This is a genomic window from Shewanella sp. 30m-14 (genome assembly GCF_052977125.1).
Genome location: NZ_JBRILW010000001.1, coordinates 96,725 through 121,679, shown reverse-complemented (window position 1 = coordinate 121,679; position 24,955 = coordinate 96,725). Strand labels below are relative to the sequence as shown.

The 24,955-nt window shown below is 41.5% G+C and carries 23 protein-coding genes; 12 read left to right on the top strand and 11 right to left on the bottom strand.

The window, feature by feature from the left end; translation table 11 throughout:
• Positions 1–247 precede the first annotated feature (247 nt).
• The gene (locus tag ACVBIU_RS00540; RefSeq protein ID WP_447162847.1) at positions 248–607 is read left to right on the top strand and encodes a hypothetical protein; all 360 of its coding nucleotides are present in this window, start codon (positions 248–250) and stop codon (positions 605–607) included.
• A gap of 123 nt (positions 608–730) precedes the next feature.
• On the opposite strand, the gene ACVBIU_RS00535 is transcribed toward ACVBIU_RS00540, so the two are convergent.
• A complete protein-coding gene (locus ACVBIU_RS00535; RefSeq protein WP_447162848.1) occupies positions 731–2,623 on the bottom strand; it encodes a choice-of-anchor I family protein in 1,893 nt (630 codons plus the stop codon).
• A 512-nt stretch (positions 2,624–3,135) separates the two neighbouring features.
• On the opposite strand from ACVBIU_RS00535, the gene ACVBIU_RS00530 reads away from it, so the two are divergent.
• From ACVBIU_RS00530 to ilvN, 3 genes are all read left to right on the top strand, one after another.
• Positions 3,136–4,368: a multidrug effflux MFS transporter gene (locus ACVBIU_RS00530; RefSeq protein ID WP_447161351.1), complete on the top strand. Its 1,233-nt coding sequence runs from the start codon at positions 3,136–3,138 to the stop codon at positions 4,366–4,368.
• Between the two features lie 573 nt (positions 4,369–4,941).
• A complete protein-coding gene (locus tag ACVBIU_RS00525; protein WP_447162849.1) occupies positions 4,942–6,663 on the top strand; it encodes an acetolactate synthase 3 large subunit in 1,722 nt (573 codons plus the stop codon).
• Entirely contained in the window at positions 6,663–7,157 is a 495-nt protein-coding gene (gene ilvN / locus ACVBIU_RS00520; protein ID WP_447161353.1) for an acetolactate synthase small subunit, read from the top strand. Before ACVBIU_RS00525 ends, ilvN begins: the two co-directional genes overlap by 1 nt.
• 141 nt (positions 7,158–7,298) lie before the next feature.
• Here ilvN and ACVBIU_RS00515 read toward each other — a convergent pair whose 3' ends face one another.
• The 3 genes from ACVBIU_RS00515 to ACVBIU_RS00505 form a co-directional block, all read right to left on the bottom strand.
• Positions 7,299–7,739, bottom strand: a complete 441-nt coding sequence (locus tag ACVBIU_RS00515; RefSeq protein ID WP_447161354.1) for an Hsp20 family protein — start codon at positions 7,737–7,739, stop codon at positions 7,299–7,301.
• Between the two features lie 362 nt (positions 7,740–8,101).
• On the bottom strand, positions 8,102–9,886 hold the full coding sequence (gene ushA, locus ACVBIU_RS00510; RefSeq protein ID WP_447162850.1) for a bifunctional UDP-sugar hydrolase/5'-nucleotidase UshA: 1,785 nt from the start codon (positions 9,884–9,886) through the stop codon (positions 8,102–8,104).
• Positions 9,887–10,259: 373 nt separating this feature from the next.
• Positions 10,260–10,940 carry an alpha/beta hydrolase gene (locus ACVBIU_RS00505; protein WP_447162851.1) on the bottom strand — a complete coding sequence of 227 codons (681 nt, stop codon included), beginning with the start codon at positions 10,938–10,940 and terminating at the stop codon, positions 10,260–10,262.
• A gap of 236 nt (positions 10,941–11,176) precedes the next feature.
• Here ACVBIU_RS00505 and ACVBIU_RS00500 point away from each other — a divergent pair, with 236 nt between their 5' ends.
• Positions 11,177–12,175: a glutathione S-transferase family protein gene (locus ACVBIU_RS00500; protein WP_447162852.1), complete on the top strand. Its 999-nt coding sequence runs from the start codon at positions 11,177–11,179 to the stop codon at positions 12,173–12,175.
• 62 nt (positions 12,176–12,237) lie between these two features.
• On the opposite strand, the gene ACVBIU_RS00495 is transcribed toward ACVBIU_RS00500, so the two are convergent.
• The 3 genes from ACVBIU_RS00495 to ACVBIU_RS00485 form a co-directional block, all read right to left on the bottom strand.
• Positions 12,238–12,459: a DUF3389 family protein gene (locus ACVBIU_RS00495; protein ID WP_447161358.1), complete on the bottom strand. Its 222-nt coding sequence runs from the start codon at positions 12,457–12,459 to the stop codon at positions 12,238–12,240.
• A gap of 128 nt (positions 12,460–12,587) precedes the next feature.
• A complete protein-coding gene (locus ACVBIU_RS00490; protein WP_447162853.1) occupies positions 12,588–13,070 on the bottom strand; it encodes an FKBP-type peptidyl-prolyl cis-trans isomerase in 483 nt (160 codons plus the stop codon).
• Between the two features lie 215 nt (positions 13,071–13,285).
• Complete coding sequence (locus ACVBIU_RS00485) at positions 13,286–14,476, bottom strand: lytic murein transglycosylase (protein WP_447161360.1); 1,191 nt, start codon at positions 14,474–14,476, stop codon at positions 13,286–13,288.
• Positions 14,477–14,867: 391 nt separating this feature from the next.
• On the opposite strand from ACVBIU_RS00485, the gene ACVBIU_RS00480 reads away from it, so the two are divergent.
• Both ACVBIU_RS00480 and ACVBIU_RS00475 read left to right on the top strand, forming a co-directional pair.
• Positions 14,868–15,227 (top strand): DUF2750 domain-containing protein, encoded by a 360-nt coding sequence (locus tag ACVBIU_RS00480; protein ID WP_447162854.1) that lies wholly within the window; start codon positions 14,868–14,870, stop codon positions 15,225–15,227.
• Positions 15,228–15,324: 97 nt separating this feature from the next.
• Positions 15,325–15,969, top strand: coding sequence for a hypothetical protein (locus ACVBIU_RS00475; protein WP_447161362.1), 645 nt, complete (start codon positions 15,325–15,327; stop codon positions 15,967–15,969).
• A 44-nt stretch (positions 15,970–16,013) separates the two neighbouring features.
• Here the strand turns inward: ACVBIU_RS00475 and ACVBIU_RS00470 are convergent, their stop codons facing one another.
• A complete protein-coding gene (locus tag ACVBIU_RS00470; protein WP_447161363.1) occupies positions 16,014–16,958 on the bottom strand; it encodes a chemotaxis protein CheV in 945 nt (314 codons plus the stop codon).
• Positions 16,959–17,181: 223 nt separating this feature from the next.
• Between ACVBIU_RS00470 and ACVBIU_RS00465 the strand changes: the two genes are divergently transcribed.
• The 3 genes from ACVBIU_RS00465 to ACVBIU_RS00455 all read left to right on the top strand — a co-directional run bounded on the left by ACVBIU_RS00465 (position 17,182) and on the right by ACVBIU_RS00455 (position 19,151).
• Positions 17,182–17,733, top strand: a complete 552-nt coding sequence (locus ACVBIU_RS00465; protein ID WP_447161364.1) for an LON peptidase substrate-binding domain-containing protein — start codon at positions 17,182–17,184, stop codon at positions 17,731–17,733.
• Positions 17,734–17,911: 178 nt separating this feature from the next.
• On the top strand, positions 17,912–18,484 hold the full coding sequence (locus ACVBIU_RS00460; protein ID WP_447162897.1) for a sigma-70 family RNA polymerase sigma factor: 573 nt from the start codon (positions 17,912–17,914) through the stop codon (positions 18,482–18,484).
• A complete protein-coding gene (locus ACVBIU_RS00455) occupies positions 18,477–19,151 on the top strand; it encodes a ChrR family anti-sigma-E factor (RefSeq protein ID WP_447161366.1) in 675 nt (224 codons plus the stop codon). The genes ACVBIU_RS00460 and ACVBIU_RS00455 overlap by 8 nt, the downstream gene beginning before the upstream one ends.
• A gap of 148 nt (positions 19,152–19,299) precedes the next feature.
• Here the strand turns inward: ACVBIU_RS00455 and ACVBIU_RS00450 are convergent, their stop codons facing one another.
• Entirely contained in the window at positions 19,300–20,901 is a 1,602-nt protein-coding gene (locus ACVBIU_RS00450; protein ID WP_447161367.1) for a mechanosensitive ion channel family protein, read from the bottom strand.
• 513 nt (positions 20,902–21,414) lie between these two features.
• On the opposite strand from ACVBIU_RS00450, the gene ACVBIU_RS00445 reads away from it, so the two are divergent.
• Positions 21,415–21,588, top strand: coding sequence for a hypothetical protein (locus tag ACVBIU_RS00445; RefSeq protein ID WP_447161368.1), 174 nt, complete (start codon positions 21,415–21,417; stop codon positions 21,586–21,588).
• A gap of 261 nt (positions 21,589–21,849) precedes the next feature.
• Here the strand turns inward: ACVBIU_RS00445 and ACVBIU_RS00440 are convergent, their stop codons facing one another.
• Positions 21,850–22,764, bottom strand: a complete 915-nt coding sequence (locus ACVBIU_RS00440; protein ID WP_447161381.1) for a pyridoxal-phosphate dependent enzyme — start codon at positions 22,762–22,764, stop codon at positions 21,850–21,852.
• 328 nt (positions 22,765–23,092) lie between these two features.
• Here ACVBIU_RS00440 and ACVBIU_RS00435 point away from each other — a divergent pair, with 328 nt between their 5' ends.
• Positions 23,093–23,500, top strand: a complete 408-nt coding sequence (locus tag ACVBIU_RS00435) for a YccF domain-containing protein (RefSeq protein ID WP_447161369.1) — start codon at positions 23,093–23,095, stop codon at positions 23,498–23,500.
• A 376-nt stretch (positions 23,501–23,876) separates the two neighbouring features.
• On the opposite strand, the gene ACVBIU_RS00430 is transcribed toward ACVBIU_RS00435, so the two are convergent.
• A complete protein-coding gene (locus tag ACVBIU_RS00430; RefSeq protein ID WP_447161382.1) occupies positions 23,877–24,590 on the bottom strand; it encodes a substrate-binding periplasmic protein in 714 nt (237 codons plus the stop codon).
• Between the last annotated feature and the right edge of the window lie 365 nt (positions 24,591–24,955).

Genomic DNA, 24,955 nt, shown 5'->3' with positions numbered 1-24,955 from the left:
AATCCGCCAAGAATACTCAAAAATGCATTTTAACCTATTGTTACTACAAATATATAGTTGAAGCAGAAACACGCCATTTATAATCATTGCTCAAAAATCACACCGACTTAGCTCACCAATTAGGCTAAAGTGCTCAAAACATCATAGAAATTCAGCCAGATCCGGCTAAAATTGGACTTTACGGTACATTAAACGATAAAATCATTACAAACCTTCAAGTACACACAAAAATAAACAGGTTATTATTATGTCAAAACTGACCAAAGAAGAAGTTATCAGCTCACTTGAGACAGCACTAACTCAGCGTGATGGCCAAGCTGTTAAGATTGAACAGAAAGGTAGCTGGTACAAAATCGATGGCGGTAAATCTTTACGCTTTAGTGAGTTAGAAGCGATGTTAGCTGAAGTTGGCGGCAATAGTGCCCCTGTAGCAGCTAAAGTAGAAACAAAGACCGTTGCGGCTAAGCCAGCCGCTAAGAAAGCGACTGTGAAGAAAGCAACAGTGAAAAAAGCGGCTAAACCTGCAGCCAAAAACGGTGGTAAAACACCAAAAGAACTTTGGCGTGAAAAGCTAGCGGGTAAAGGTCAACTACCTCGCGGTTTCTAAGCTTCATTGATTAAGACTGATTGAAGAGGCAATCCCCCTTGCTAGCTTCGATTAATAAAAAACTCCGTCACTTTAGGGTAACGGAGTTTTTTATTATCTAATACGTTAAAACATTAGCAATTTTTAATTTTGTTTAAACGTTAACCCATAAACGCTAGTTGTGCCGCTAACCTCATTGCCAATCACTAACAGAGGCTGTGCTGTTGGACTGTTTTCTGCTCCAATAAACTTCATTCCTTCTGGACCTAAATCGCCCGCTAAGGTCGCATCGCCTACCACCTCACCTGTATCGGTATTAATTTCAAAATCGGCATCGAAATCTCGGTTAACAAGATAATCAACAAAGCTGACCTCGAAAGGGTTACTGATATCGTAAATCATAAAGCCACCATTGCGCTCAAGGCCTATAAAAGCGTAATACTTGCCAGCAATCTTGCCGATAGCTAACGCTTCAGGTTCTCCGGCTTTATCATCACTTCGACTATCACCTTTGTTCTCATCATTATTGTTATTAAACTGCTCACCAAGAACGGCGGCTGTGATTCTGGAAAAATCAGATGCTGAGTCAAAGACTTGCTCCCCTTGCTCATCCCAAATAGAAAATGAACGCGCACCATAACTAATGATTTGATCCATATCGCCATCATTGTCGCTATCGCCCATACTTGTGGTGACTTTTAAACGGCCAAGTTGAGTTTTATCTTGCGCGGCAATAAGCTGCGGGTGTGCAGGATCTAAGATTAAATCGTCTGCTCGTGCTTCTTCAGAAAAACCATCATAATCTCGTGCATCGCCTTCATTCGCAGTGACAACAAAATTAGCACCTTTCCATTGGTAGCTTTGAATAGTATCTGGCTGATACATGCCATAAACATCTTTATAGGCAACGAAGTTAACTCGATTATCCTTATCACTGGCATCAATTTTATTTTGCTCAATACCATAATCTTTAAGCCCGAGCGCCAATATTGAATCAATCGTTTTGCTCTTTAGATCAATCACTGCAATGGCATTATTCTCCTGTAATGACACATAAGCTTTAGTATTATCTTCACTCACTGCGATATATTCAGGCTCAAGATCTTGAGCGACGCTCGCCCCGGGTCCATTCACTTTAATTAATGGACTCAGTTCATCTTCTCTTAAAGCGCCAACATTAAACGCTGTAAAGCCCATTTCTGTCGCAGTAGGTTCAGGAGTGCCATCTTTGATTTCAATCACTGAAATGCTCCCTTCAGGATCGACACTGTACGCCGAGTTAGGCTCACCTTCGTTAGCCACTAACAGCAATGACCCATCTCGGTTAAAGACAACATTATCAGGCAAATAACCAACCTCAACCTGTTGGATCAATTCACTTTCACCACTATTGTCTAAACGATAAAACGCAATATAGCCGCGTCCCTGCCGACTATTACCTTTATCATCTGCGCGCTCTACCGCTACAGCAAGTAGATCACCATATACGCTTAAACTGTTTACACCCCCCAACCTTTGCAAGTTTAAATCCGCACTGACATCAATATCGGTAAGTTTATTGATGTTATTGAGCGCTAATGCCCCCGATCCAGTCACTGCATCATCTAAACTCAAACTTGCACCGTCTAAAACATCGACTTTTCCGCTTTTAGCGTTCACGACAAAGATCCGTTGTGAGTCCACATGGAAATCAACAATCTCTGCAGCACTTAACCCGTAAATATGACTCTGATAGCGGCCAATCAACTCTGCGGTCAGCCCCCCTTGAGAGCCATTGGTACTTTCCTTACAAAGATACTGAGTTTGAGTCGTATCAATCTCGCTGTCATCTAACATACCATTTGAATTTGAATCTAATCCTGTGGTCAGCATTTGTCCGCCTAATGGACATTGGTCATTGCCTAGTGCAAGTTCAGAGACTGACACGAGCGCATTCATTCCATCTTGGCCAGCCGCGCCCTGATCACCATCATCACTACAAGCGGTAACCCAACAAGCTGCAAGTAAAACAGGGAGCAGCTTAAATTGATTATTCATTATTATTCCTTTCATCCATCTTCAGGGTAAGAAAGCCGGCATTATCGACGACTTGTAAACACAAGCATTGTTTAAAGCCACCCAATTTAGGTCTAATAAAAGACGCTAAGATGACAGCTAAAAGACATTTTTAAGACAATCTTTAACGGACAATAAAGGTACTCGCTACAGAAAAGAGACACTGGAAAGACAAAGATGTTTGCTTACAAATTGCCTGGGCTAACGCGGAAAATAAAGCTCAACAAGGATTGATTATTAAGTTTAAAACGCTAATATAATGGCATCTGACACTTTAGTTATTCCTTACATTAAAGTGTTCCTTTCATTCGCTAAACCCGTTATTTACCTGTTTAGACCGCAATGTAAGTACCACCAGATCGAGTACATACACTTTTAGCGTTAAATTGAAATTTCTCCGCAAAGTCTTTTGCCATAAGCAAACAGTTTTCAGCTATTGAAATGATAGTTTTCGTTTTATTTACACAATTAAGCAACAAGATGTAGAGGTCCCGTTGAACAACTCAGCAAATAACCAGACGACGAATAAATATCCTTTTGGTGCCAGCCTAACGCTGTTGATCCCTATGCTATCGGCTATTGTCGCTATCACGCCACTCGCCATTGACATGTATCTCCCCGCAATGGCTACACTTGCATCGAGTTTTCATACTGACATTACCTTAGTACAGCAATCATTAAGCTTATATTTAGCAGGTTACGCCTTAGGCATGCTCTGTTTCGGCCCCCTAGCCGACAGGTTTGGCAGAAAAAAATTGGTCATTCTTGGTTTAACTGGCTTTATGCTCACAAGTTTAGGTCTTGCGTTCGTCACCACGATAGAAAGCTTTTTGGCTTTACGCTTTTTTCAGGCTTTTATCGGCGCTGCAGCCACGGTTGTTGTTCCGGGGTATATCAAAGAGCTGTATGGGAAAAACACCGCTAAAGGCATGTCTTATGTCAGCTTAATCATGATGTTAGCACCATTAATAGCCCCAAGCATTGGGAGCTTAATTCTAGAGTTTGGTGAGTGGCAGCTTATCTTTTTTATCCTGGCATTTTATGCACTAACCTTGCTTATTTTAGTAAGCCTAAAGCTGAATATGCCAAGCGATAAAGATCCTTCAAGTAGAAGTGAACAATCCTTTTTTGGTGCTTATGCCACCGTGTTTACTAAGAAGGGAGTTAAACTCAATATAGCCAGTGGCGTATTAACCTCATTTGCTTTTTTCTGCTACTTAACCGCATCACCATTTGTGTATATGGAAGTGTTTGGACTCGATAAATCAGTGTTTGCAATTTTGTTTAGTACTAACGTAGGCGCATTAATGCTAGCCAATGTGATTAATAGCAAAATCGTTGGACGTTATGGTTCAAAACGTATGCTCAAAGTAGCAACCTTTTTCGGCGCTATAGCAGGTACAGCTCTGCTAATAGTTAACCTATTAGGACTAAACTACCTGTTTACAGTGATGATGTTATTGCCCTTAATGGCTTGCCTAGGTGTGATGTCGGTTAACGCTGATGCGATTGTGCTGATGAAATTTCAAAAGGAAACAGGTACTGCAACAGCTGTAATTGGTACCTTAAGGTTTGGTTTTGGCGCGTTAGCAGGCCCCTTGTTAGCCCTATTTTATACAGGTACAGCAGTGCCGTTCTCAGCCTTAATGCTTTCGGCGGTGATACTAGTCGCTTGTTGTCAGTTTTTAAGCAGCCATGAGCCTATAGAGACTAATGAACAAGCATAAGGGAAATATCACTGATAAATCTCGTTATTAAAAGTGTATGCATTAAGCCTTGTATCCACAGCAAGGCTCAGTATTTAGTATTTTCTATATCAGCAACCTCATTTGCCATTCTCCTCAATAACGCCCAAAAACTCCACTTAGACTACCAAAGTTCAATAATCGTACTCTTAAATAACCGCCCTCATACCTAATCATCTTAAATAACCAAACTCAAAATAATTGCTCTGCCATCATTAATCGACCTCCTATCATTAACCTCCTCGCAGTAATGTTGCGAGCACTACCTCCCTATAAATACTCTATTTTTATTCACTATTTTTGCAGCGATAATGAAAATTCTTCAATTAGAACAGTTTTTCAATTAAATCACTTGTAATAAACCAAGGGTTTTATATGATGAAAATACATTCAGTTTGAATGTTTGCCGAGCAATTTAATACTGTAGTTAGTTTTCTAACAGCATTTTTCGGCATTTCACGAGTGAAGATTACCGTCTGAGCTTAACTATTAGAGCGATTACCGTCGCTGTATCGAGATACTGCATACCGTCGCGGTAACTTAAGAGGAAGTATTATGGAGAAGTTATCTGGCGCCAGTATGGTTGTCCGTTCTCTTATTGATGAAGGTGTAAAACATATTTTTGGCTATCCAGGCGGATCTGTTCTGGATATCTATGACGCTCTGCACGAAAAATCCAATATCGAACATATTCTAGTACGTCACGAACAAGCTGCAGTGCATATGGCTGATGGTTACGCCCGTGCAACTGGCGAGGTTGGTGTGGTACTTGTGACCTCCGGACCGGGTGCAACCAATACCATTACCGGCATCGCAACCGCGTATATGGACTCTATTCCATTAGTTGTTATTTCAGGCCAGGTACCCAGTAATCTTATTGGTAATGATGCATTCCAAGAATGCGACATGATTGGTATTTCACGCCCAGTGGTTAAACACAGCTTTTTGGTCACCGATCCAAGAGACATTCCAGCCATTATCAAAAAAGCGTTTTATATCGCCTCAAGTGGTCGCCCAGGACCGGTAGTAGTTGATGTTCCAAAAGACTGTATGAACCCGGCAATTTTGCATGATTATCAATATCCTGAAGATATCAGCATGCGCTCATATAACCCAACGACAACCGGACACAAAGGTCAAATTCGTCGTGGCCTACAAGCGCTACTTGAAGCTAAGAAGCCAGTACTTTATGTCGGTGGTGGTGCGGTAATTTCTGGTTGCGATGCACAAATTCTTGCTTTATCAGAAAAGCTTGGGATCCCAGTGGTAAGTACACTAATGGGTCTAGGCGCCTTTCCTGGAACCCACAAAAATAGTGTCGGCATGCTAGGTATGCATGGCTGCTATGAAGCCAATATGGCCATGCATAATAGCGACCTTATTTTTGGTATTGGTGTACGTTTTGATGATCGTACGACCAATAATGTTGAAAAGTACTGTCCAAATGCCAAAATTTTACATATTGATATTGACCCCTCTTCAATCTCAAAAACAATTCGGGTCGATATTCCTATTGTAGGCTCTGCCGAAAAAATCCTAGACGATATGCTCAAGCAGATCGAAACCAACGACTATGGTATTACCGATCCAGGTGCCAATGATGCGTGGTGGAGTGATATTGCCAAGTGGCGAGCTGTTGATAGCCTTAAATATTCAACGAATGACCAAAAGATCAAACCGCAACAGGTCATCGAAGCCGTGCATAAGCTAACTAACGGTGATGCCTATGTCGCATCAGATGTTGGCCAGCATCAAATGTTTGCCGCTCTTTATTACCCATTCAATAAGCCACGTCGCTGGATCAACTCTGGTGGCCTAGGAACTATGGGCTTTGGTCTACCTGCCGCGTTAGGCGTTAAACTCGCAATGCCAGATGAAACCGTTATCTGTGTTACCGGTGACGGCTCAATTCAGATGAATATTCAGGAGCTTTCTACCGCGCTACAATATGATATTCCGGTGATTATTATTAACCTAAACAATCACTTTTTGGGTATGGTTAAGCAGTGGCAGGATATGATCTATGCAGGCCGTCACTCACAGTCTTACATGGACTCAGTACCTGATTTTGCCAAGATTTCTGAAGCGTACGGCCATGTAGGAATGACGATTAGCAATCCAGCTGACTTGGAAGCAGGTCTTATAAAAGCACTCAGCATGAAAGACAAACTGGTGTTTATGGATATTCATGTCGATGAGACCGAGCACGTTCACCCAATGCAGATCCGTGGTGGTGCAATGAATGAAATGTGGCTAAGTAAAACGGAGAAAAGCTAATGCGTCGAATTATATGTGTATTACTTGAGAACCAATCCGGCGCCCTTTCACGCGTTGTAGGACTATTTTCACAGCGCGGATATAACATTGAGACCCTAACGGTCGCGCCAACAGAAGACAAAACCTTGTCAAGATTGACCGTTACTGTAAATGCTGACGAATATGTACTCGAGCAAATAGAGAAGCAGTTACATAAGCTTATTGATGTACTTAAAGTCTCTAACATTACCGAATCAGCACATGTTGAGCGTGAACTGGCATTGATAAAGGTAAAGGCGCACGGTGACAACCGTGAAGAAGTGAAACGATTAGCCGATATTTTCCGCGGCCAAATTGTTGATGTCACTCAAAGTCTTTATACTGTGCAATTAATTGGTACAACAGAAAAACTCGATGCTTGTATTGCGGCGCTAGCAGATGTGACCAAGGTGGTTGAGATCTCTCGCTCAGGTGTTGTCGGTCTTGCCCGCGGTGAAAAGGCGATGAAAGCATAGTCTGTGTTCATTTTTAGTGACTAAATGCATCATCCAATTTAGGACGCGCATCACCCAATAGTAAAAGGGAGCCAATTGGCTCCCTTTTTAAATTCAGTTATTGAATGTGACCTATTGAATAGGCTATATGAGTTCGCGCGATTACTCTGCGTCGAGTAATCTCGTGCTAGCGATTTCAATCTTTCTTGGTTTCATCGCTTCAGGGATCTCACGCTTCAGATCAATATTCAACAAGCCGTTCTCTAAGTTTGCGCCAACCACAGTAACATAGTCTGCTAGTTGGAAGGTACGCTCAAAACCGCGCTCAGCTATGCCTTGATAAAGGTACTTACGAGTTTCTTTCTCTTCAGCCTTTATGCCCTTCACTAACAGCTTGTCGCCTTCACTGGTAATATCAAGTTCTTGCATCGTAAAGCCCGCTACGGCCATAGTAATGCGGTAACGATGTTCATTTATCAATTCGATATTGTATGGAGGGTAACCGGAATTGCCTTTATTAGATGCCGCGTGTTCTGCAAGTTGAGCTAAGCGGTCAAATCCAATAGCGCTGCGGTATAGTGGGGTTAAGTCGTAGTTTCTCATGAGTATATCCTTGTATTAAGCAATATGAAAGTATGTTGGCCGACACGTGTCGCACCGATTGTGAAGCGCTAATTCGCGCTTCTTATTTAAATGTTGCCCCGAAGGCACAACTTTTAAATAGTTTGTTTAGGCCCTCATTGAGCGACCTTATTACTAATATGTGGATCGAATATTCCCTTTTCAAGGGTTAAATAAAAATTTTATTGGTTGGTAAAAAGCTACCGTCTCTCCAAGCACCCAAAATTAAAAAATCCAGTACGCACAAAGGCAAGTACTGGATTTTAGGAACTTATTAAACTTTAAAGCCACTAAATTTAGATTGTCTAATTTACCGACTAAGTAAAACTAAAGACTATAAGCGGTTATTTTGCACAGCTCTTAACTTCTGAACCACCACGGAAGAATTTAGGATGCCCACCATTTAGAGGTGCGTATTCAGCTACTTTAATGCTTGGATTCTTCTCGAAGTATTCACGAAGAACTGATGCATCACTACGTTGAGTATCTATGTAGTTAGCGTGAGCAGTCACTACTGGATAGTCATCGCCACCTTTTGCACTGAAGTTAATCAATGAGAAAGTGTAATTATCGGCTAGGTTAAACTCCCGTCCGCCTAGAGATGAAATATTAACGATATCAGCAGAAGTTGCATCAGGGTTAATTTCAATGGCATCACAAGCAACGTTCATTTCCATAGGGTATAGCTGAGCCATACCGCCACCTGTTTTCAGAGCAACGTTGGCAAGGTAATCTTGAACCTCTGCCCCCGTCATAGTGACAAAAGCAACATCATTAGCAAATGGTTGAACAGTTAGCACATCGCGGTATGAAATCGTACCTTCGGCAATAGAATCTCGGATCCCGCCAGAATTCATTACACCGAAATCGACAGAAGCGTCAAAGTTTGCGCTAACCCAATCCGCATAGGCACGCGTCAACAGCTGACCTAAGTTAGTTTGCTCTGCACGAACAACCGCACGATCACCTTCAAGCTTACCGTCTGTGCTTGAAATATCCACATCAAGTAACTCCTGGCCAAGATCTTGATAGTGTTGCAGCGCATCAATAACTAACTGGTCTTGTTCAATCTCTTCAGTAATGAAAACAAGCTCTTCTTGCTCATTTTCTTCTTTTAGGTTAATTGGGATCAACTTATAGCTAGCTAATGTCAATGCGCCATTGATGTATTCAAAGTCAGCACGACCAACATACTTGCCCCATTCGTGGGCTTGCATGATGTAAGTACCATTTTTCTGATCTGGTTTACACTCATCACCAGGTTTGAAGTCTGCATAACCATCACCTTCCATACAAACTGGATTTTGTGAATGGCCACCTATGATAGCTTGGAGTTTACCGTCAAATGGAGTGCCAGCTAAAGAACGAGCTAATTTAACGTCGCCAGGTGCTTCAGTGCCATGTTCACCATTTGCGTAATGACCCATATGGGTTAACGCAAATACCATATCGACTGTTTCATTAGCTTCAATTTCTGCCATAACAGTTTGAAGTTCAGCTTTAGGATCGGTGAAATGCAGGCTTTCTACGTTGTCAGGGCTTACAACCTTTGGTGTATCAACTGTAGTAAAACCAATGATCGCGACTTTTAGGCCGTTAATGTCAAACACTCGGTATGGTTCAAAATAACGCTCTTGCGTTGGGTTTCCTTCGCTATCTTTTTTATAGATGTTCGCAGCTAGCATTGGGAATTTAGCAATATTGGCCTGCATATCCAATACTGTTAGTGGGTTATCAAACTCGTGGTTACCAACAGCCATCGCATCATAACCTAGCATGCCCATACCGATAAAATCAGGTACCGCATCTTGCATATCTGATTCTGGTACGCCTGTATTAATATCCCCACCAGAAAGCAGGATAGTCTCGCCGCCCTCGCGCTCGACTTCATCACGAATATTGTCAATAGCAGTTTTACGTGCAGCCATACCGTATTCACCATCTTTGTTAGCCCAAAAACGGCCATGGTTATCATTGGTATGAATCACGGTAAAAATAGTACAAGCATCACCCGCTTCAGCACAGGCAGTTGAGATATACTTGTTGTCATCGTTATTATCACTACCACAAGCCGTTAACGCTGTAACAACAGCCGTCGCGACGAGTCCTTTTAGTAAAATCTTATTCATTACAATCAACCCCTTGATTATTTTTTATATTTTGTAATTTTATCGTTATCTAGCAAAAGGCATCATTTCCTTTTGCGCCAAGCCATCTTATCAAAGCTTAGGCGTAATTTGTGTCACAATTATTACACATCGTGATCTAAGCGACTCTTTTATATACAAATTATGACAGAGATAGTTCTAACCAAAAAACAAGGGGGATAGCAACAAGGGGAATAAACCAAGCGGGTAGAAATATTGGCAGTAAATAGTAAAATAAAGTCAAACAATACATAAGATTATGCATAAGGCGTAAATTATCGGATTATCCTCAATAGCGAACAGGCCTAACGATAAAACATCGACAAGACCTGCTCAAAAAAGCATCGAACAGATTTTATTTTGCGTTTGGTAGGACTTGCTGTAACCAAATAGAGATGTCACGTAACTGCTCAGGCAACACATTATGCGCCATTGGGTAGGTTTTCCATTGGGTGTTAAAACCTGCTTTATTCAACAATTCATGTGCTGTTGCGCCTGCAGTGACGGGAACGACATCGTCATCTATGCCGTGATGCTGAAGAATTGGCGTCTCTTGGTTTACACCTGAGATCCCATCTGGCAAAGAGTCACCACTGGGTAAATAACAAGACAGAGCCATGATCCCGGCTAATTTCAGGGGTAACCTCAAGCCAGTGTATAAACTCATTACGCCACCTTGGCTAAACCCAGCTAACACAATATTGTCTGTTGAAATGCCCAATGCGACCTGTTCTTCAATTAAACCGATGATCGCTTGTTCACTCTGTTTTACACCAACCATGTCAGCCCGATCATGCAAATCCATACTCTTAATGTCATACCAGGCACGCATGACATAACCACCGTTAATTGTCACCGCTTGCTCTGGTGCATGGGGAAAAACAAACCGTATACAATGATCATTACCTAATCCCAGCGCGGGGACAACAGGAGCAAATCCTGCACCTGAATCTCCTAAGCCATGTAACCAAATGACACAGGCTTTGGCTTCTCGGGTGGGTTCAATGGTAATACGCTCAAGTTTGGAGTCTGACATAGTGTCCCTTTGCAATTAGAATTGTTAAATAGGCAGTGATAATACCAGCCTACAATCCGTTAGCCTATAGTGACTCTGACCCAAGTTTACAACTCAAGCTGATAAAATCATAAACCATAAAGCCTTAATTATGTTCACAGTTTTAGAATGGTTAATCCTATTTTATCGACTTTATTTATCACTATTTAGCACATAAGCTTGTTAGGTGAATAATCAAAAATAAGGCAGTATTCAAGATGGGTCTTCTTCAAAACGGACGATGGGTAGATCAATGGTACTCAACTAAAGATAACGATGGCCAATTTCAGCGCCAGGAGTCAAGCTTTCGTCACTGGATCACCGCCGATGAACAGACTATTGATTCAAGGCTTGTCCCCTTTAAAGCCGAAAAGAATCGTTATCATTTATACGTATCACTGGCCTGCCCCTGGGCACATAGAACGCTCATTTTTCGTAAACTGAAAGGTCTTGAAGACATCATCAGTCTGAGCATTGTTGAACCGCATATGCTCAGTAACGGCTGGGAATTTGCTGGTGATAAACAAAGTCAGCTTGCCCTGCATATTGATGGTGCAGACAAAGACACACTTAATCAAACCGACTACCTTTACCAGATCTACCAAAAGGCCCAAGCCAACTATAATGGTCGCGTTACCGTGCCCGTATTATGGGACAAACAGAACCAAACGATTGTCAGTAACGAATCATCAGAAATAATACGCATGTTAAACAGCGAGTTTGATCATTTAACGGGTAACACTAAAGATTTTTACCCTGCACATCTGCGTCAACAAATTAATGAGCTCAATGACTTTATTTACCCGGCAATTAATAACGGCGTTTACCGTGCAGGTTTTGCTACCACGCAAACGGCTTACAATGAGGCTTATAACGATCTGTTTAATGCACTAGATAAAATTGAATTGTTACTCGAAAACAAACGCTATTTAACCGGCTCAGAGCTCACCGAAGCCGATATCAGGCTGTTTACCACGCTCATTAGGTTCGATGCTGTTTATGTTGGCCATTTTAAAACCAATAAAACACGCATTGTTGATTACCCCAACCTTCAGGGATATTTAAAAGACATCTATCAGCTACCAAAAATAGCTGAAACCGTTAATTTTGAGCATATTAAACAACATTATTACTTTAGCCATGACACGATAAACCCAAGCCGAATTGTGCCCAACGGGCCTGAATTGGATTTAATGTCTGCTCATGGTCGAGGCTAATATCGAAACGATAATAAATTACAAAAGAGTCATGTAAAGCTCAACGGAACTGGCGAATGAGTTTATTCGCCGATCCCCAGCTCCTGCATTATTTGTTGCAATTGCTCAGTTGAATCTAATTTGATATTCCACCGCACTGCGCCAGCATCAGCAACAAGTATCAAAGCATCCTGGTGAAATTTAATGTCATCAACCATAGCATATAGCTGACAGCCATTTTCTAAACGCACTTGAATTTCAAAAGGTGAAACAACCAATTTCCCAGCGCTAAAGTGAATAATCATAAGGGGTAGCATCTCTAAAAACTACAGGTTTAAAACAATATGTTTTAAACTACACGGTTTAAAATAACAAAAAAGCCCAACCAATGTTGGGCTCAGAACGGCTGATTGCGATTGCGCCAGCTTCTAGCTTAGTGGTGGTGACCACCTTTACCGTGGGCATGACCATGAGCAATCTCTTCATTGGTCGCATCACGTACGTCGATCACTTCAAGATCGAAAGTCAATTCACGGCCTGCTAGTGGGTGGTTAACATCCACAGTTGCCATGAACTTGCCCACTTTAATAATAGTGACTTGACGTTGACCTTCATCGGTATTGATCAGTGCACGCATACCTGGCTTCCATACCGACGCACCTTGAAGGTGCTTAACAGAAACACGCTGCTCAGCATCGTCATTTCGCTCACCATAAGTTTCACTCGCAGGCAGCGTTACAGAGAATTTAGCACCAACGTCTTTACCGGTCAGAGCATCTTCAACACCAGGCATCATGTTGTCATGGCCATGAAGGTATGCAATAGGGTCTAAACCTTCATTGGTTTCTAATACTTCGCCCTGCGAATCACGTAATGTGTAGTTAAACTGCACGACTGAATCATCTTTAATGCTCATGGTATTCCTTAACTCTAATTTTGTGGCCGCAGCTTAGCAAAACTCGCCTTAAGCCTCTAGTGTTATCTAACTAGATAAAATAAAGATGCATTCGTTTTGAATACATCTTTGTCAAAATTAAATAAATTCACTCACTTTGAACTGGGGTTACTTTACTTAGTTTTGGCTTACTTAATCGGTATCTGACTTAACTGATAACTGACTTAACGGATAATTTACTTAACCTTCAGCGCCTTAAAAGTCGCTTCATCAGGATAACCATCGGCGACAAGCCCTTGACTCTTTTGGTAAGCCTGCAGCCCTTTTACAGACTTAGCGCCCAATATGCCATCAGGCTTACCAACATCATAACCTAAACTATTAAGTTGAACTTGTAGCTCTTTAACGCGAGATCGACTTAAGCTTGGCATCTTAGGTGGTGCAACCTTTAACGCTACGGCACCATTAATTCTATCAGCAAGATGGCCTACCGCTATCGCATAAAATGTCGAACGATTCCAGCGCATAATCACATCAAAATTGTCGTAGCCGAGAAATGCAGGGCCGGTATGACCTGATGGTAAATAAAGTGCAGCTTGCATGTCGGGTGTACTCAGCGGCGAGCCGTTAGTTTGAGTAATACCCAGTTCGGCCCATCGAACAAGAGGCTGCGCTTCAGCCTTACCCAAATGGGCATAAGAGAAGTTGGCTGGCAAGGTGACTTCCCTCCCCCAACGCTCATTGCGCTTCCAACCAAGATTTTGTAAAAAGTTAGCAGCTGAGGTCAACGCATCTTCGGTGCTATTCCACAGGTCAGCTTTACCATCCCCATTACCGTCAACCGCATATTTTGCATAAGCAGAAGGCATAAATTGTGTATGACCCATAGCACCAGCCCACGAGCCGACCATGTCTGTTTCAGCAAAGTTATAGCGCTCTTTAAGCTTTAGCGCCTGCATTAACTCGGTAGTGAAATACTGACTACGTCTAGGATCGCAGGCTAGTGTTGCTAAAGAATCAAGAACTGACATCTTGCCTTTATAGGAGCCAAAATTCGTTTCTAGCCCCCAAAATGCTAAAAGATATTGAGGCGGAATGCCGTACTCTTTTGCCAGTTTATCTAACAAGACCTTATGTTCTTGATAGAGCTTGCGACCTTGCTCCACACGCCAATCGGTAACACGTTTAGTAAAGTAGTTCTCAAACGACTGGCTAAACTCTGGTTGTTTTTGATCAAGCTCTATGACTCTTGGCACGTATTTAACGTTTGCCAACGTCGTATCGATAGTGTGTTGTGATATACCTTGAGCTTTTGCGGTTTGTTGTAGCTCAGCAACACAGCTTGCCCAATTAGGCTGTTCAGACGTTGCGTATACAGCTGAACTTGTAAGTAGAAGCGCTGTAGCCAGGGGGATTGATTTAAACAATAGAAGACTCCCAAAATGAATGACTGTAACGTACAAAATGACGTGGCTTGATTAAACTTACCTTAAACTCGCTTCATCTTGGCTGAAATTCATTCAAGCATTGAGCCTTGAGTGACTTCTTAAGAGTTTTCGCGAGGTTTTAGCAAGCCTTGTAAAATAGCATACTATGCTAGCAGCATAATATAGACTAAATTCACGCTAATATTACGCCGAAATGACGAATGTGTAGCAAATGCTTAAATTGCGACCTAAAGTCGCTGATATAAGATACTGTTGCTATATTCAGCTAGAGATAATTACCTTAAATGACTTGCTAAAATGCTAAGCCAGTTGCAGACTAATACACATTGAAATATGGCTTATTTACACCTAACCAAACAAGAGATTAATCATGACTGAAATGACTCCAGCAGTAGAAAGTTTCATCAATAACGTAAAACAATCCCAGGTTGTTTGGGGCCTTCAAGATGAAACCGGTGAAGGTTGGGTAGTCTGTGACTCGTCTGAATACGAAGCCACTGATGTGATGCCTTTATGGTCTGAAGAAGCTCAAGCCAAAAGTCACTGCACTGACGAATGGGAAGGTTACCAAGCAGTAGCCATCACTCTTGAAGAGTTTTTAGAATTCTGGGTGAGTGATTTAAATGACGATGGTGTATTAATTGGCGTTGACTGGATTGCCGATCAAGACTGTCAAGAAGTCGACCCAATCGTATTGGCTACATCGCTAGTCGATGTTGAAAAAGAGTAATAAACAACCTCTTTTTGTACTGACCAAGTTATTGCTACATCAAAGCGCACAATCTAATCCATTGTGCGCTTTGTTTTATCATGAAGGAAAATATCCCGTGTCGCAGATAACCCCATTAATCGATATCCCGTTTGATCGCAGACATCATTGCTGGTTTTGTGGCGAGCCAAGCAATCAAGAGTGGGGCTATCTAAAAGAAACCTATACTCCGCACCCTTCCCTAACAGTTCCTTGCTGTAGCGAATGCTTAAGGCTGGCTAAACAGCATAAGCTCACCTCTATTTGGGACTGTAAAATGGCCGTTAAAGACGAGTTAATGCGGATCTATGAGAAGCACTTAGCCATTGGGGTCAATTGGACCAAGCAAGAACTTGAAGAGTCAGAGTTTGAAGATAAAGTCTTTGGTGGCTTTAAAAAGAGCGGCTGGATGATGTATGAAATCGCCCGAGACAGAGTCAATTATAGCGGCTGGCCGTTAAGTTTAAACGGTGTAGTAATTGATGACTACGGCTATGATGCCTCATTTAGTTTCGATGGCGTTAATTATCGCTCAGTAAGCCAGGCCATCGCATTTTATGCCAAACAATTCACCTTAGATAAACGGTTTTTAGAAGATGTTGTCGCCATCGTGGGTAAAGAGAGATTCGGTTTTGCCGTTCGTATCGCACAAATTAATATCGCCGCCGTACCAGAGCTAAAAAAGCAAGTATTGGGCGACTTAAGAGAAGAGCACGCAGACTAACAAGCAAACTTGTTAATCTTAGTGCTCGATTGCACTAGCTGAAACTAGCCCATTAATGTCTCTCTTAATTTATCCTGTACCACTTCTACGAGTAAGTCCGGTTGAAATTTTGAAATAAATCGATTACAACCGACTTTCTCGACCATCGCATTATTAAAGCTACCACTCAATGAGGTATTTAACGTAATAAACAAGTCTGCCATACGTTTATCGCTGCGCACTTCATGAGTGAGCTTATATCCATCCATTTCGGGCATTTCAGCATCGGTGATCAGCATTAAAATGTGATCGGTTATCACTTTGCCTTCGTCACACCATTTTTTTAGCTGATTGAGTGCCACAAGGCCATCAGTGGCCTCAATGACTTCAATCCCTAGCTGCTCAAGCGTCTCACGTACCTGCCTTCTTGCCGTAGCAGAGTCATCGGCAATCAATACTTTACGCCCGCTCATTGACGGCAACAGCTGCTCATCGAGCACACCATCCGATAATCTAATGTCGTAATGTATAATCTCAGCAAGCACTTTTTCAACATCGATTATTGACACCAACTCTTGCTTATCTTGGTACTCAATTCGCGTTATTGCAGTTAAATAATTATCTCGTCCAACCGTTTTTGGTGGCGGTATAATATCCCCCCAAGTCAGATTAACGATATGCTCGACTTTATCCACTAAAAAGCCTTGTACCGAGCGGTTATACTCAGTAACGATAAGATTACTCTCAGGCTGTATGACTGACGGACGAAACCCTATCGCCTTACGTAAATCAATAACGGGTATAGATAGACCTCGAAGGTTCGCGACGCCAATAATACTACTGTGGCTACCAGGCATTGCACTTAGAGGTGGTACTTTAACGACTTCCTTGACCTTAAAAACGTTAATGGCAAACAGCTGAGTCGCACTTATTCGAAATAATAATAACTCGAGACGATTTTCACCGACCAGCTTGGTTCGTTGATCGACACTTGCCAACATTTGAGCCATGAGCATCCCTTAATCTATAATTCTTTGCCTATGATTATAATGATTTATACGCTTAAATCATTTGTCTATGCCACAGAAAAGCGATCTAAATATCAACATCATCAGACAAACTGATAACGCTGCTAAGTTATTTATGTTTAAAGCGCAGAAAGTCTGCTAAAAAATTGATCGAAGAAATGGGTAATGCCGTATAGGACATTAGTTTCCTAAGGCATCAATTATCATGAAATTACCACTTTTCCCTCTCCAAATATGTATTTTACCCGGTGGCTTTACTCAGCTACGAATTTTCGAACCTAGATACCTACGGCTCGTTAAAGAATCATTGCTAGATAACTCTGGGTTCGGTGCTTGTATGTTAGACATTGATAACAAAACCTTGCTCCCCTTGGGAACCCTTTGCAAAATAGTGGACTTCGAAACCTTAGAGGGGGGGTTACTAGGGGTAACCATAAAAGGCATTAAGCGCTTTGAGCTCGGCACTTATGTCATAGAGGCTGACGGACTAAAAAAAGGACAGGCTACCTTGCTGCCTTCATGGCACTCGCAGCCTGTAGAAGAGCAACAAAAAAAGTACACGACAATATTAAAAGAGATATTAACTGAATATCCAGAACATTTGCGACATTATAAAAATGAAAATTTTAACGACCTAACATGGGTCTGCCAGAGATGGCTCGAGATTTTGCCACTGCCTCTAGCGGACAAACAGTACTGTATTGCAGCCAAGGATCACCTGTTAGCCTTATCAATGATAAACGATGTCATAAAATAAATTGATCCTATTTTTAATCCTTTCCGTATCTATCTAAAACATCTTGTTCGGCAACTATTGATTAACAACTAACTAATAGTGCCCTTTTCATAACAGAGTGAGAATAATGCAAAATATTCAATCACAACGTTACCAAAGTGGTTATGATAAAGCTTATGTTCAGCAAACTAAGCAAACTATGCATAATACCAACCCAGACGCTCTGCTAGCTCAGCTCACAGAACATCTCGTTAACGTTGCCACTGATCGTGACAAGCAAGCCTATGCGCACTTATTTAGTTATTTTGCGCCCAAGATTTTAAACTTTGGCAGCCAAAAGCTTTCAACCCAAGGTCTTGCCATGGATTTAGTGCAAGAAACAATGACAACCGTATGGACCAAAGCGCACCTCTTTAACGCTGAGAAAGGTTCAATTACCACCTGGGTATTTACTATCATGCGAAATCGCTGCTTTGATATGTTGCGTAAAGTTCAACACAACAAAGAAGACACTTTTGCAGATGATATTTGGCCTGTATTTGACTCTGCTGAAGCCTGCGAGCATGAAGATCACATACTTACTGCCAAGTTATTAAAACACGTAGACGACTTACCACCTCTTCAAAGACAAGTGGTCAAGGGAATATATTTACAAGAGCTAAGCCAACAAGAACTTGCGAGTAAATTGAGCGTACCGTTAGGAACGGTAAAGTCACGACTTAGGTTAGGCCTCGTCAAGCTGAAAGGTATCTTGGAGAAACACTATGATTAAATTCCACCCCAAAGATGAAATGTTGATCTTGCATGCACAGGGACAACTACATTTAGGCTTAGCAACCGCCGTTTCGGCTCATTGTGAACTATGTGCTGTGTGTAATAAAAAACTAAAAAACTACACCGAACAACAAGCTCAAATGAGTTTAGCTTCGTCTGCAAACTCTGAAGCTGGAGCTTTTGCATCGATGGATTTTAGCGACATGCTAAATCAAATTACAAGATTAGCCCCAGTCATAGATGTCACAACCAAAACAAGTAATGATTCAAAAACCGTCGTTGAAGTTAAGGGGGTTAAATTTGCACTACCGCGCGCTTTTAAGCAACAAGCGGGGAAATCATGGAGTGGATTTGGCAAGATAAGCCGTATGCGACTCGATGCTGATGAAGGCAGTGCTAGAGCAAGTTTATTGCATATCGATGCAGACGGTGAGATCCCTGAACACACCCATACAGGTCAGGAGATAACTTTGCTTCTTGAGGGGACTTTTGAAGATGAGTTTAGTCAATATGTACCTGGTGATTTTATTGAGTTAGATGCTAACCATCAACACTCGCCTAAATCAATGACAGGCTGTTTATGCTACACGGTTGTCGATGCTCCGCTGCATTTTACTAAAGGTATTAGCAAAATACTCAATCCAATTGGAGAGCTCATTTATTAATGATGCTTACTGTCAATCAGCAATAAAAAAGGTCACTTTAAGTGACCTTTTTTATTGCGCGAGCATCACAGTGCAGAGCGGGACCATTGTTTAAAAATAGCTTAGATATAGCTTAGATAAGTTTAGAAAAATAGTGTAGAACCTTAAGCTAACCCTGAGCCGCAGCAACAGGTACCACAGGCACTATTCTTGAGCCATGTTCAGCGACAATATTCATAATGCCAAAATGAAGTTCTTCTGAAACTAACTGAAACTCGGCAAAGTCAGTGGTGCCAATATAAGCAAATACATTTAATTGCAAACCATACAAGCCAAAACCTTTAAACGTAACCCTGAGCGGGCTCTCCTCTACTTTCTCATGTTGCTCAAGCAAGGTACGGATATCATCAATAATATTATGGATCTGCTCGGTTGTGGTGCGATAATCCAAACGGATATCTGTTTTTAGTCTTATTTTTTCTCGCTCAGAGATATTCTCGATATCCATTTCAGATAATCGAGCATTCGGCACATTAATCACCGAGCGTTCAATCGTCCGTATTCGAGTGCACCTGAGCCCTATCTCTTCAACCGTGCCAGTAATACTGCCAAACCGTCCTATGTTACCCACCTTAATGGGCGCAGAGGAATACAAGGTGATAGTACCGATAAAGTTTTCAATCGTCTGTTTAGACGCTAACGCAACGGCAATACCACCAATGCCTAAACCAGCAAGAATAGTTGAAGCATCAAAGCCTAAATGTTCAAGCCAAATAAGCACCGATAGCATTACGAGGATCACTCGAGTGAAATTGGCAAGCGGCCTTAATAATGACGCCGTTTCACTATTACCACGGTTAATCCATCGAAGCCGTAAGCTATTTTGAACCACGTCAGTCAGAGACCAGATAAACCAGATGACCGCAATAAGCAGCAAAACGCCTGTATTGACTATCTCAATAACATTTGCAGAAAGTGTTGTGTGCGACATCCAGCCTCTAACAAGCAGTAATGCAGCTAACAACCTAAATGGACCAACGACTAGAGAAGCAACATCCTCTTTGTACTGATAACCGCTGCGTAAAATAAACTTTTTAGCAATCCATGTAATCGGAGTGACCACCAGCAAGGCTAGTATCAAATAACAAACCAGTAATGCCCACTCCCACAGGTTCAGCTTAAACAGGTGCCCCTCGGGAATATGTGTTACAAACCACTCAACGACAGGGCCATAACCGAGTTCACTATAAAGCAACGGCACTTTTGCAACCGTGGCATTAGACACTTTCCAAATAGAACCAAGCTGCTTACTTGGTACCTTTTGCAACAAGAGCGTTATCTCACTGCCTTTAATCTCTACTCTGCCAAAGGCATCACGATAATTTGGCAGTTGGTCTCCACTTCTACCATTTGGGGTATCGTTTATCTCTTGCAGGTTAACCCAAAGATTTCGTTCAATGATGGCTATCAGCTGCTTGGCATATTCAGGCCCCTGCTCGGCATTCATTCCATCAGGTAAGTATCGTAAGTCCAAATACTTAGCCGCTTTATCATAATTTTGCTCAAATGCGGCTTCGAAAAATCCTGCCAGCGTCCCCCTTGGGGTATCTCGAAATAAGCTGTCTTTATAATCGTATAACTCTTCTTTGGCAGGTAGTGTCTGGGGATCCTTGGCTGGTTGCTGCGCAGCCGTGATAACGCCCGTACTATGTGCAACAAAAGGAGTGATAAGTGCGATAAATAAGACTAAAACTGAGGTAAACCGTAACATGAAGACTCCATTAGAAGGACGATTCCTTGCGCTAGCAGAACAAGTGCTACACACCTTAGCAAACTTTAACCCACTGTTAACACTCAATTGAGTGTAAAAAAAGCAGAAATTGTTCAATTAAAGGCTTGACATTAAAACCACACTGAATATAATTCGCTCAGTTTTTCAGATAGACCCTTTTAGATAGAAATCACCGCCTTTTTGTAAAATCCACGACTCGTCGTTTGATCCCCACATAAGCGTTATCTCAACTGGTTAAAATCATCTTTATTACAGTCATGCTACTGTCATAACATTATGCTTAACTGCTAAGCAGCTTGTTTATATGTGAAATTTGTGACATCGCAAACACATTCACATACATAATTAAACGCAAGCGACTTGTATAAGCATTAAAAGATGAGTAATCTCGAATAGAACTTAAAATTCATCTTTCGCAAAAATGCTAAGGATATCTTATTGTTAAAAAGCACTACCTGGATTAGGTAGCTTAAAATAAAAGGAGTGTGGCATATGTCATACCAAGTAAATGGACATGAAATTACAGTTAACTTTCCAGTTGATTCTATTTCAGTCAACAAAACATCAATCGCCTTTACTGACAGTCAAGGCAAAAATAGACAAACATTTTCTAAGCGTACTGAAGCGCTTCAATTTATGAAATGGTTATTGTCTAGCAATAAATAAGCTAAAATAGTAAAAAACGACTCTTCGATACACCTCCTCTCACTCGTATCGAATGTTTGTCTTCATAGGCAAACGAATAGGACTGACACATCTACTCAGCTATTTAGTCACATTCATTTGGTTTAGGCTTTACCTAACTGCTTTACTTAACTGAAAGGTATCTAGCCTAACCAAATGGAATAATCTCTTCCTAACTCATATTCCAAAGCGTCTGTTACCGCTAAATCTTTAAATCTTACCAGTCATATTTACGTTTATATCTCAGAAGCTGTATTTACGTTTATATCTGGGGAGCATAGTTGCATTACCGAGTAACCCGCCTTGGTGAATATAAAGCATTGGTAAGCACGGCTCTGTATCAAGTAGTTTTTCAACACACATCCAGCCAAGTGGATCGTAAAGTAGTTCAAACTCAATACCTGACTCTGACACCTTGTTATACATATCGTAAAAAGGCTTATACAGCTTACCAAAATGATATTTTTTGCCTATATCAACAATCCTAGGGTGTAATTGCTCATTACTCACCAGAAGCCTAAACTGCTGTTTTAGATAATCGTTATCACCGACACAGGCGCACGTTAATACTTCGATGTGTGGCGCATATAACGCCATATATTCACTTAAAAATACCGCCGTTGTGCCCGTTCCCGAGGGGAGAAACACTCGTAACTCACTTAGCTGCTCACTCGCACACCAATCAACCACTTCTTGTGCCAATTTATGTACCCCATAGCGTGCATATTCACAGCGCCCTCCTTCAGGAACAAACAGTAGTTCATCATGATGGGGTAAAACATGTTGCTCAATATACTCAATACAGCTCAAATCTTGCCTATCCGACAACGTTGACACATCAATGACATTCGCACCGTTAGCGATGGCCGCGGCATAGTTACCAACCGTCGAGCTCAATACCTGTTCCGCAATATGGTCGACATAAAAATCGAGCCTTAATCCCTTAATTTTGGCTAATGCCGACATCGAATACAGAGAATTGGCTACAGGCGAGCCATGGCCGACTAAACCAGACTTACCTGGAAATTCATTATCAAGAAAATAGGCAAATTTACGCGCTTTATTTCCAGAAAATGCCTCACTTAACAGATCGTCACGTTTCACATAAACATGATTGCCATTAAAAGAGATGGTTTCTACCGGTGTGTTAGCTAACAAAGAAGTACTCACTCAGATCCCTGACGGTTAATTAATAATTTTTCCCAGTCTATTCTAATCCTTTGCCCCATTTGAGGTAAGAGAATTAATAACCTATCCACAGGGTTAAAAGTAGCAACAACTCAATTTTTGCTCATAGCCGCAAAGTAAGCCTGCTGAAGACTCAATGTAAAAATCACTAATTATTAGTCAAAAGGCTTACCGATACTTTCTACTCGCTAGCAAATTACAATTAAAAACACTTAAATACAATGCCTTACATGTTGGCACGAAAATCGCTTAGATAAAAACATACCCTAAAGAGGGAATGAAAATTAAGGAGCCGTTAATGGCAGTACTACGTTTAGTGTTTAATATTGCTTGGTTTGTTTTAGGTGGTTTTGTTATGGGTCTAGCATGGTGGTTTGTAGGGCTACTGTGTTTTATCAGTATTATCGGCATTCCCTTCGGTAGAGCCTGCTTTGTAATAGGTGAAATGACATTCTGGCCATTTGGACAAGATTCAATCAATAGACGCACACTAACGGGCAGTGAAGATATAGGTACCGGCGCATTTGGCATGGTGGGTAATATTATCTGGTTCCTATTTTTTGGGATCTGGCTAGCTATCGGGCACATTGCTCATGCATTAGCTTGTGCGGTCACGATTATCGGGATCCCATTTGCTTTGCAACATCTCAAATTAGCGATATTGAGTTTAACCCCTATCGGCCAAACCGTAGTGGCAAAGGCCTAATGATCTTGTTAAGTAATAGGTATTGCAGCAAGGTTTTTGTGGCGAGTCGAAACTCAAATCTATCTTGAATGCTTATCTTGTGTAATCAGTTAACTAATGAAAAAAGTTAACTAAGCTTGCTCAATAATATTGAGCAAGCTTTTACGCATTCAAGGCGAACCTGTCAGGCTTTGATTTCGCTCAATATCATTCATCATGTAGGAGCTAACTGCTCAGCGATGTGGCCCAAAAGTCGCTGATTTCATTTGTTCTCATTGATAGTTTGATAAAGAAGACTTTTAATAAAGACAGTTTTTAATAAATAAGTATTTTAATAAAGACGATTTGGGGAGAAAAAGACTTGAGGTTTCATACCGGTTAACTCAGATAAATAACATCACTGAACCATATTTTTTTCTAGAATAGCCTTCACATCAATTTTGCTAAGACCTTGATTAAATCGCTCACGCCACTTACGCCCCGCTTCATTATTTTTAAATGCGATAAATAACTCTTTATAGGTCAAAAGCTTCTTATTAAATTGCAGTTTATGCTTTAGCGCCTTCATATTCGGTTGCGCCAAAATATACTGCAGAACATGCTCATCAATTATCGCACCGTCGATTCGACCAGTAACCACCTTGTTCACATTATGTTGATCCGATGCCACCGCCTCAAAAGGCTGCACTCCTTGTGCCATCATCCCATCCAGTTCTGGAGTATTGACATAACCTTCAACCACTCCGATAGTATAGTGATTCAAGTCGCTCTGCTGCGTCCAGCTGATAGGATGGGACTTTTGCTCTACTAAACCTAAGCCACTTCGCCCCATAGACTCAGAAAAAACAAACTTATCTGTTGGATATGCATATTCAGGAAGGTAACCAAGGTACTTAGAATTATTACGTGATGCCATTCTCACCGCTCGACTCCATGGGTAGAAATCTACAACAACATTATGGCCTACCGCTTTTAGCGCCGCTCGAGTCACAGCAATACATGCGCCTTGATGTTTTAATTGCCCTCCCGAGAAAGGGGGCCAATGAACAGAAGTCAAATACAGGGTATCGGCATAAGCTCCACCGGCACAGCATAAAGCCAATAGGCACACAGCAGCTTTAGCCTGCCTTTTAAAAAAGCCTGCCCAAGCCGTGCTCTTGTATCTCAAAACGCAAAGACTCGTTTTCACACCTTGCCTTTTCTATATTCAACGCCACACACCTGTACTCAAAGCTGCTGTTCAAAGCTACTTTTCAAAGCTAAGAGTCCGATGACCGCGTTTTTAAACCTATCCAAGATTTTAGTCAATCCCCACAATAACGCCAAAAATCTAGCCTTCCAGGCTAAAATAGGCCCTATCTAGCACAGCCTCTATCAAAATAGACCCTATCTCAAACAGCGTCAGTCTAAAACAGCGTCAGTCGTATTGAAATCAGCGCCGTCGCAGATGCGATAGAAAGGTTTTAATGGGGAATT

Excerpts from the sequence above, each read along its gene's own strand:
- ACVBIU_RS00540 (WP_447162847.1), top strand. The coding sequence starts at position 248 with ATGTCAAAACTGACCAAAGAAGAAGTTATCAGCTCACTTGAGACAGCA.
- ACVBIU_RS00535 (WP_447162848.1), bottom strand. The coding sequence starts at position 2,623 with ATGAATAATCAATTTAAGCTGCTCCCTGTTTTACTTGCAGCTTGTTGG.
- ACVBIU_RS00525 (WP_447162849.1), top strand. The coding sequence starts at position 4,942 with ATGGAGAAGTTATCTGGCGCCAGTATGGTTGTCCGTTCTCTTATTGAT.
- ilvN (WP_447161353.1), top strand. The coding sequence starts at position 6,663 with ATGCGTCGAATTATATGTGTATTACTTGAGAACCAATCCGGCGCCCTT.
- ACVBIU_RS00515 (WP_447161354.1), bottom strand. The coding sequence starts at position 7,739 with ATGAGAAACTACGACTTAACCCCACTATACCGCAGCGCTATTGGATTT.
- ushA (WP_447162850.1), bottom strand. The coding sequence starts at position 9,886 with ATGAATAAGATTTTACTAAAAGGACTCGTCGCGACGGCTGTTGTTACA.
- ACVBIU_RS00505 (WP_447162851.1), bottom strand. The coding sequence starts at position 10,940 with ATGTCAGACTCCAAACTTGAGCGTATTACCATTGAACCCACCCGAGAA.
- ACVBIU_RS00500 (WP_447162852.1), top strand. The coding sequence starts at position 11,177 with ATGGGTCTTCTTCAAAACGGACGATGGGTAGATCAATGGTACTCAACT.
- ACVBIU_RS00495 (WP_447161358.1), bottom strand. The coding sequence starts at position 12,459 with ATGATTATTCACTTTAGCGCTGGGAAATTGGTTGTTTCACCTTTTGAA.
- ACVBIU_RS00490 (WP_447162853.1), bottom strand. The coding sequence starts at position 13,070 with ATGAGCATTAAAGATGATTCAGTCGTGCAGTTTAACTACACATTACGT.
- ACVBIU_RS00480 (WP_447162854.1), top strand. The coding sequence starts at position 14,868 with ATGACTGAAATGACTCCAGCAGTAGAAAGTTTCATCAATAACGTAAAA.
- ACVBIU_RS00470 (WP_447161363.1), bottom strand. The coding sequence starts at position 16,958 with ATGGCTCAAATGTTGGCAAGTGTCGATCAACGAACCAAGCTGGTCGGT.
- ACVBIU_RS00465 (WP_447161364.1), top strand. The coding sequence starts at position 17,182 with ATGAAATTACCACTTTTCCCTCTCCAAATATGTATTTTACCCGGTGGC.
- ACVBIU_RS00460 (WP_447162897.1), top strand. The coding sequence starts at position 17,912 with ATGCATAATACCAACCCAGACGCTCTGCTAGCTCAGCTCACAGAACAT.
- ACVBIU_RS00455 (WP_447161366.1), top strand. The coding sequence starts at position 18,477 with ATGATTAAATTCCACCCCAAAGATGAAATGTTGATCTTGCATGCACAG.
- ACVBIU_RS00450 (WP_447161367.1), bottom strand. The coding sequence starts at position 20,901 with ATGTTACGGTTTACCTCAGTTTTAGTCTTATTTATCGCACTTATCACT.
- ACVBIU_RS00445 (WP_447161368.1), top strand. The coding sequence starts at position 21,415 with ATGTCATACCAAGTAAATGGACATGAAATTACAGTTAACTTTCCAGTT.
- ACVBIU_RS00435 (WP_447161369.1), top strand. The coding sequence starts at position 23,093 with ATGGCAGTACTACGTTTAGTGTTTAATATTGCTTGGTTTGTTTTAGGT.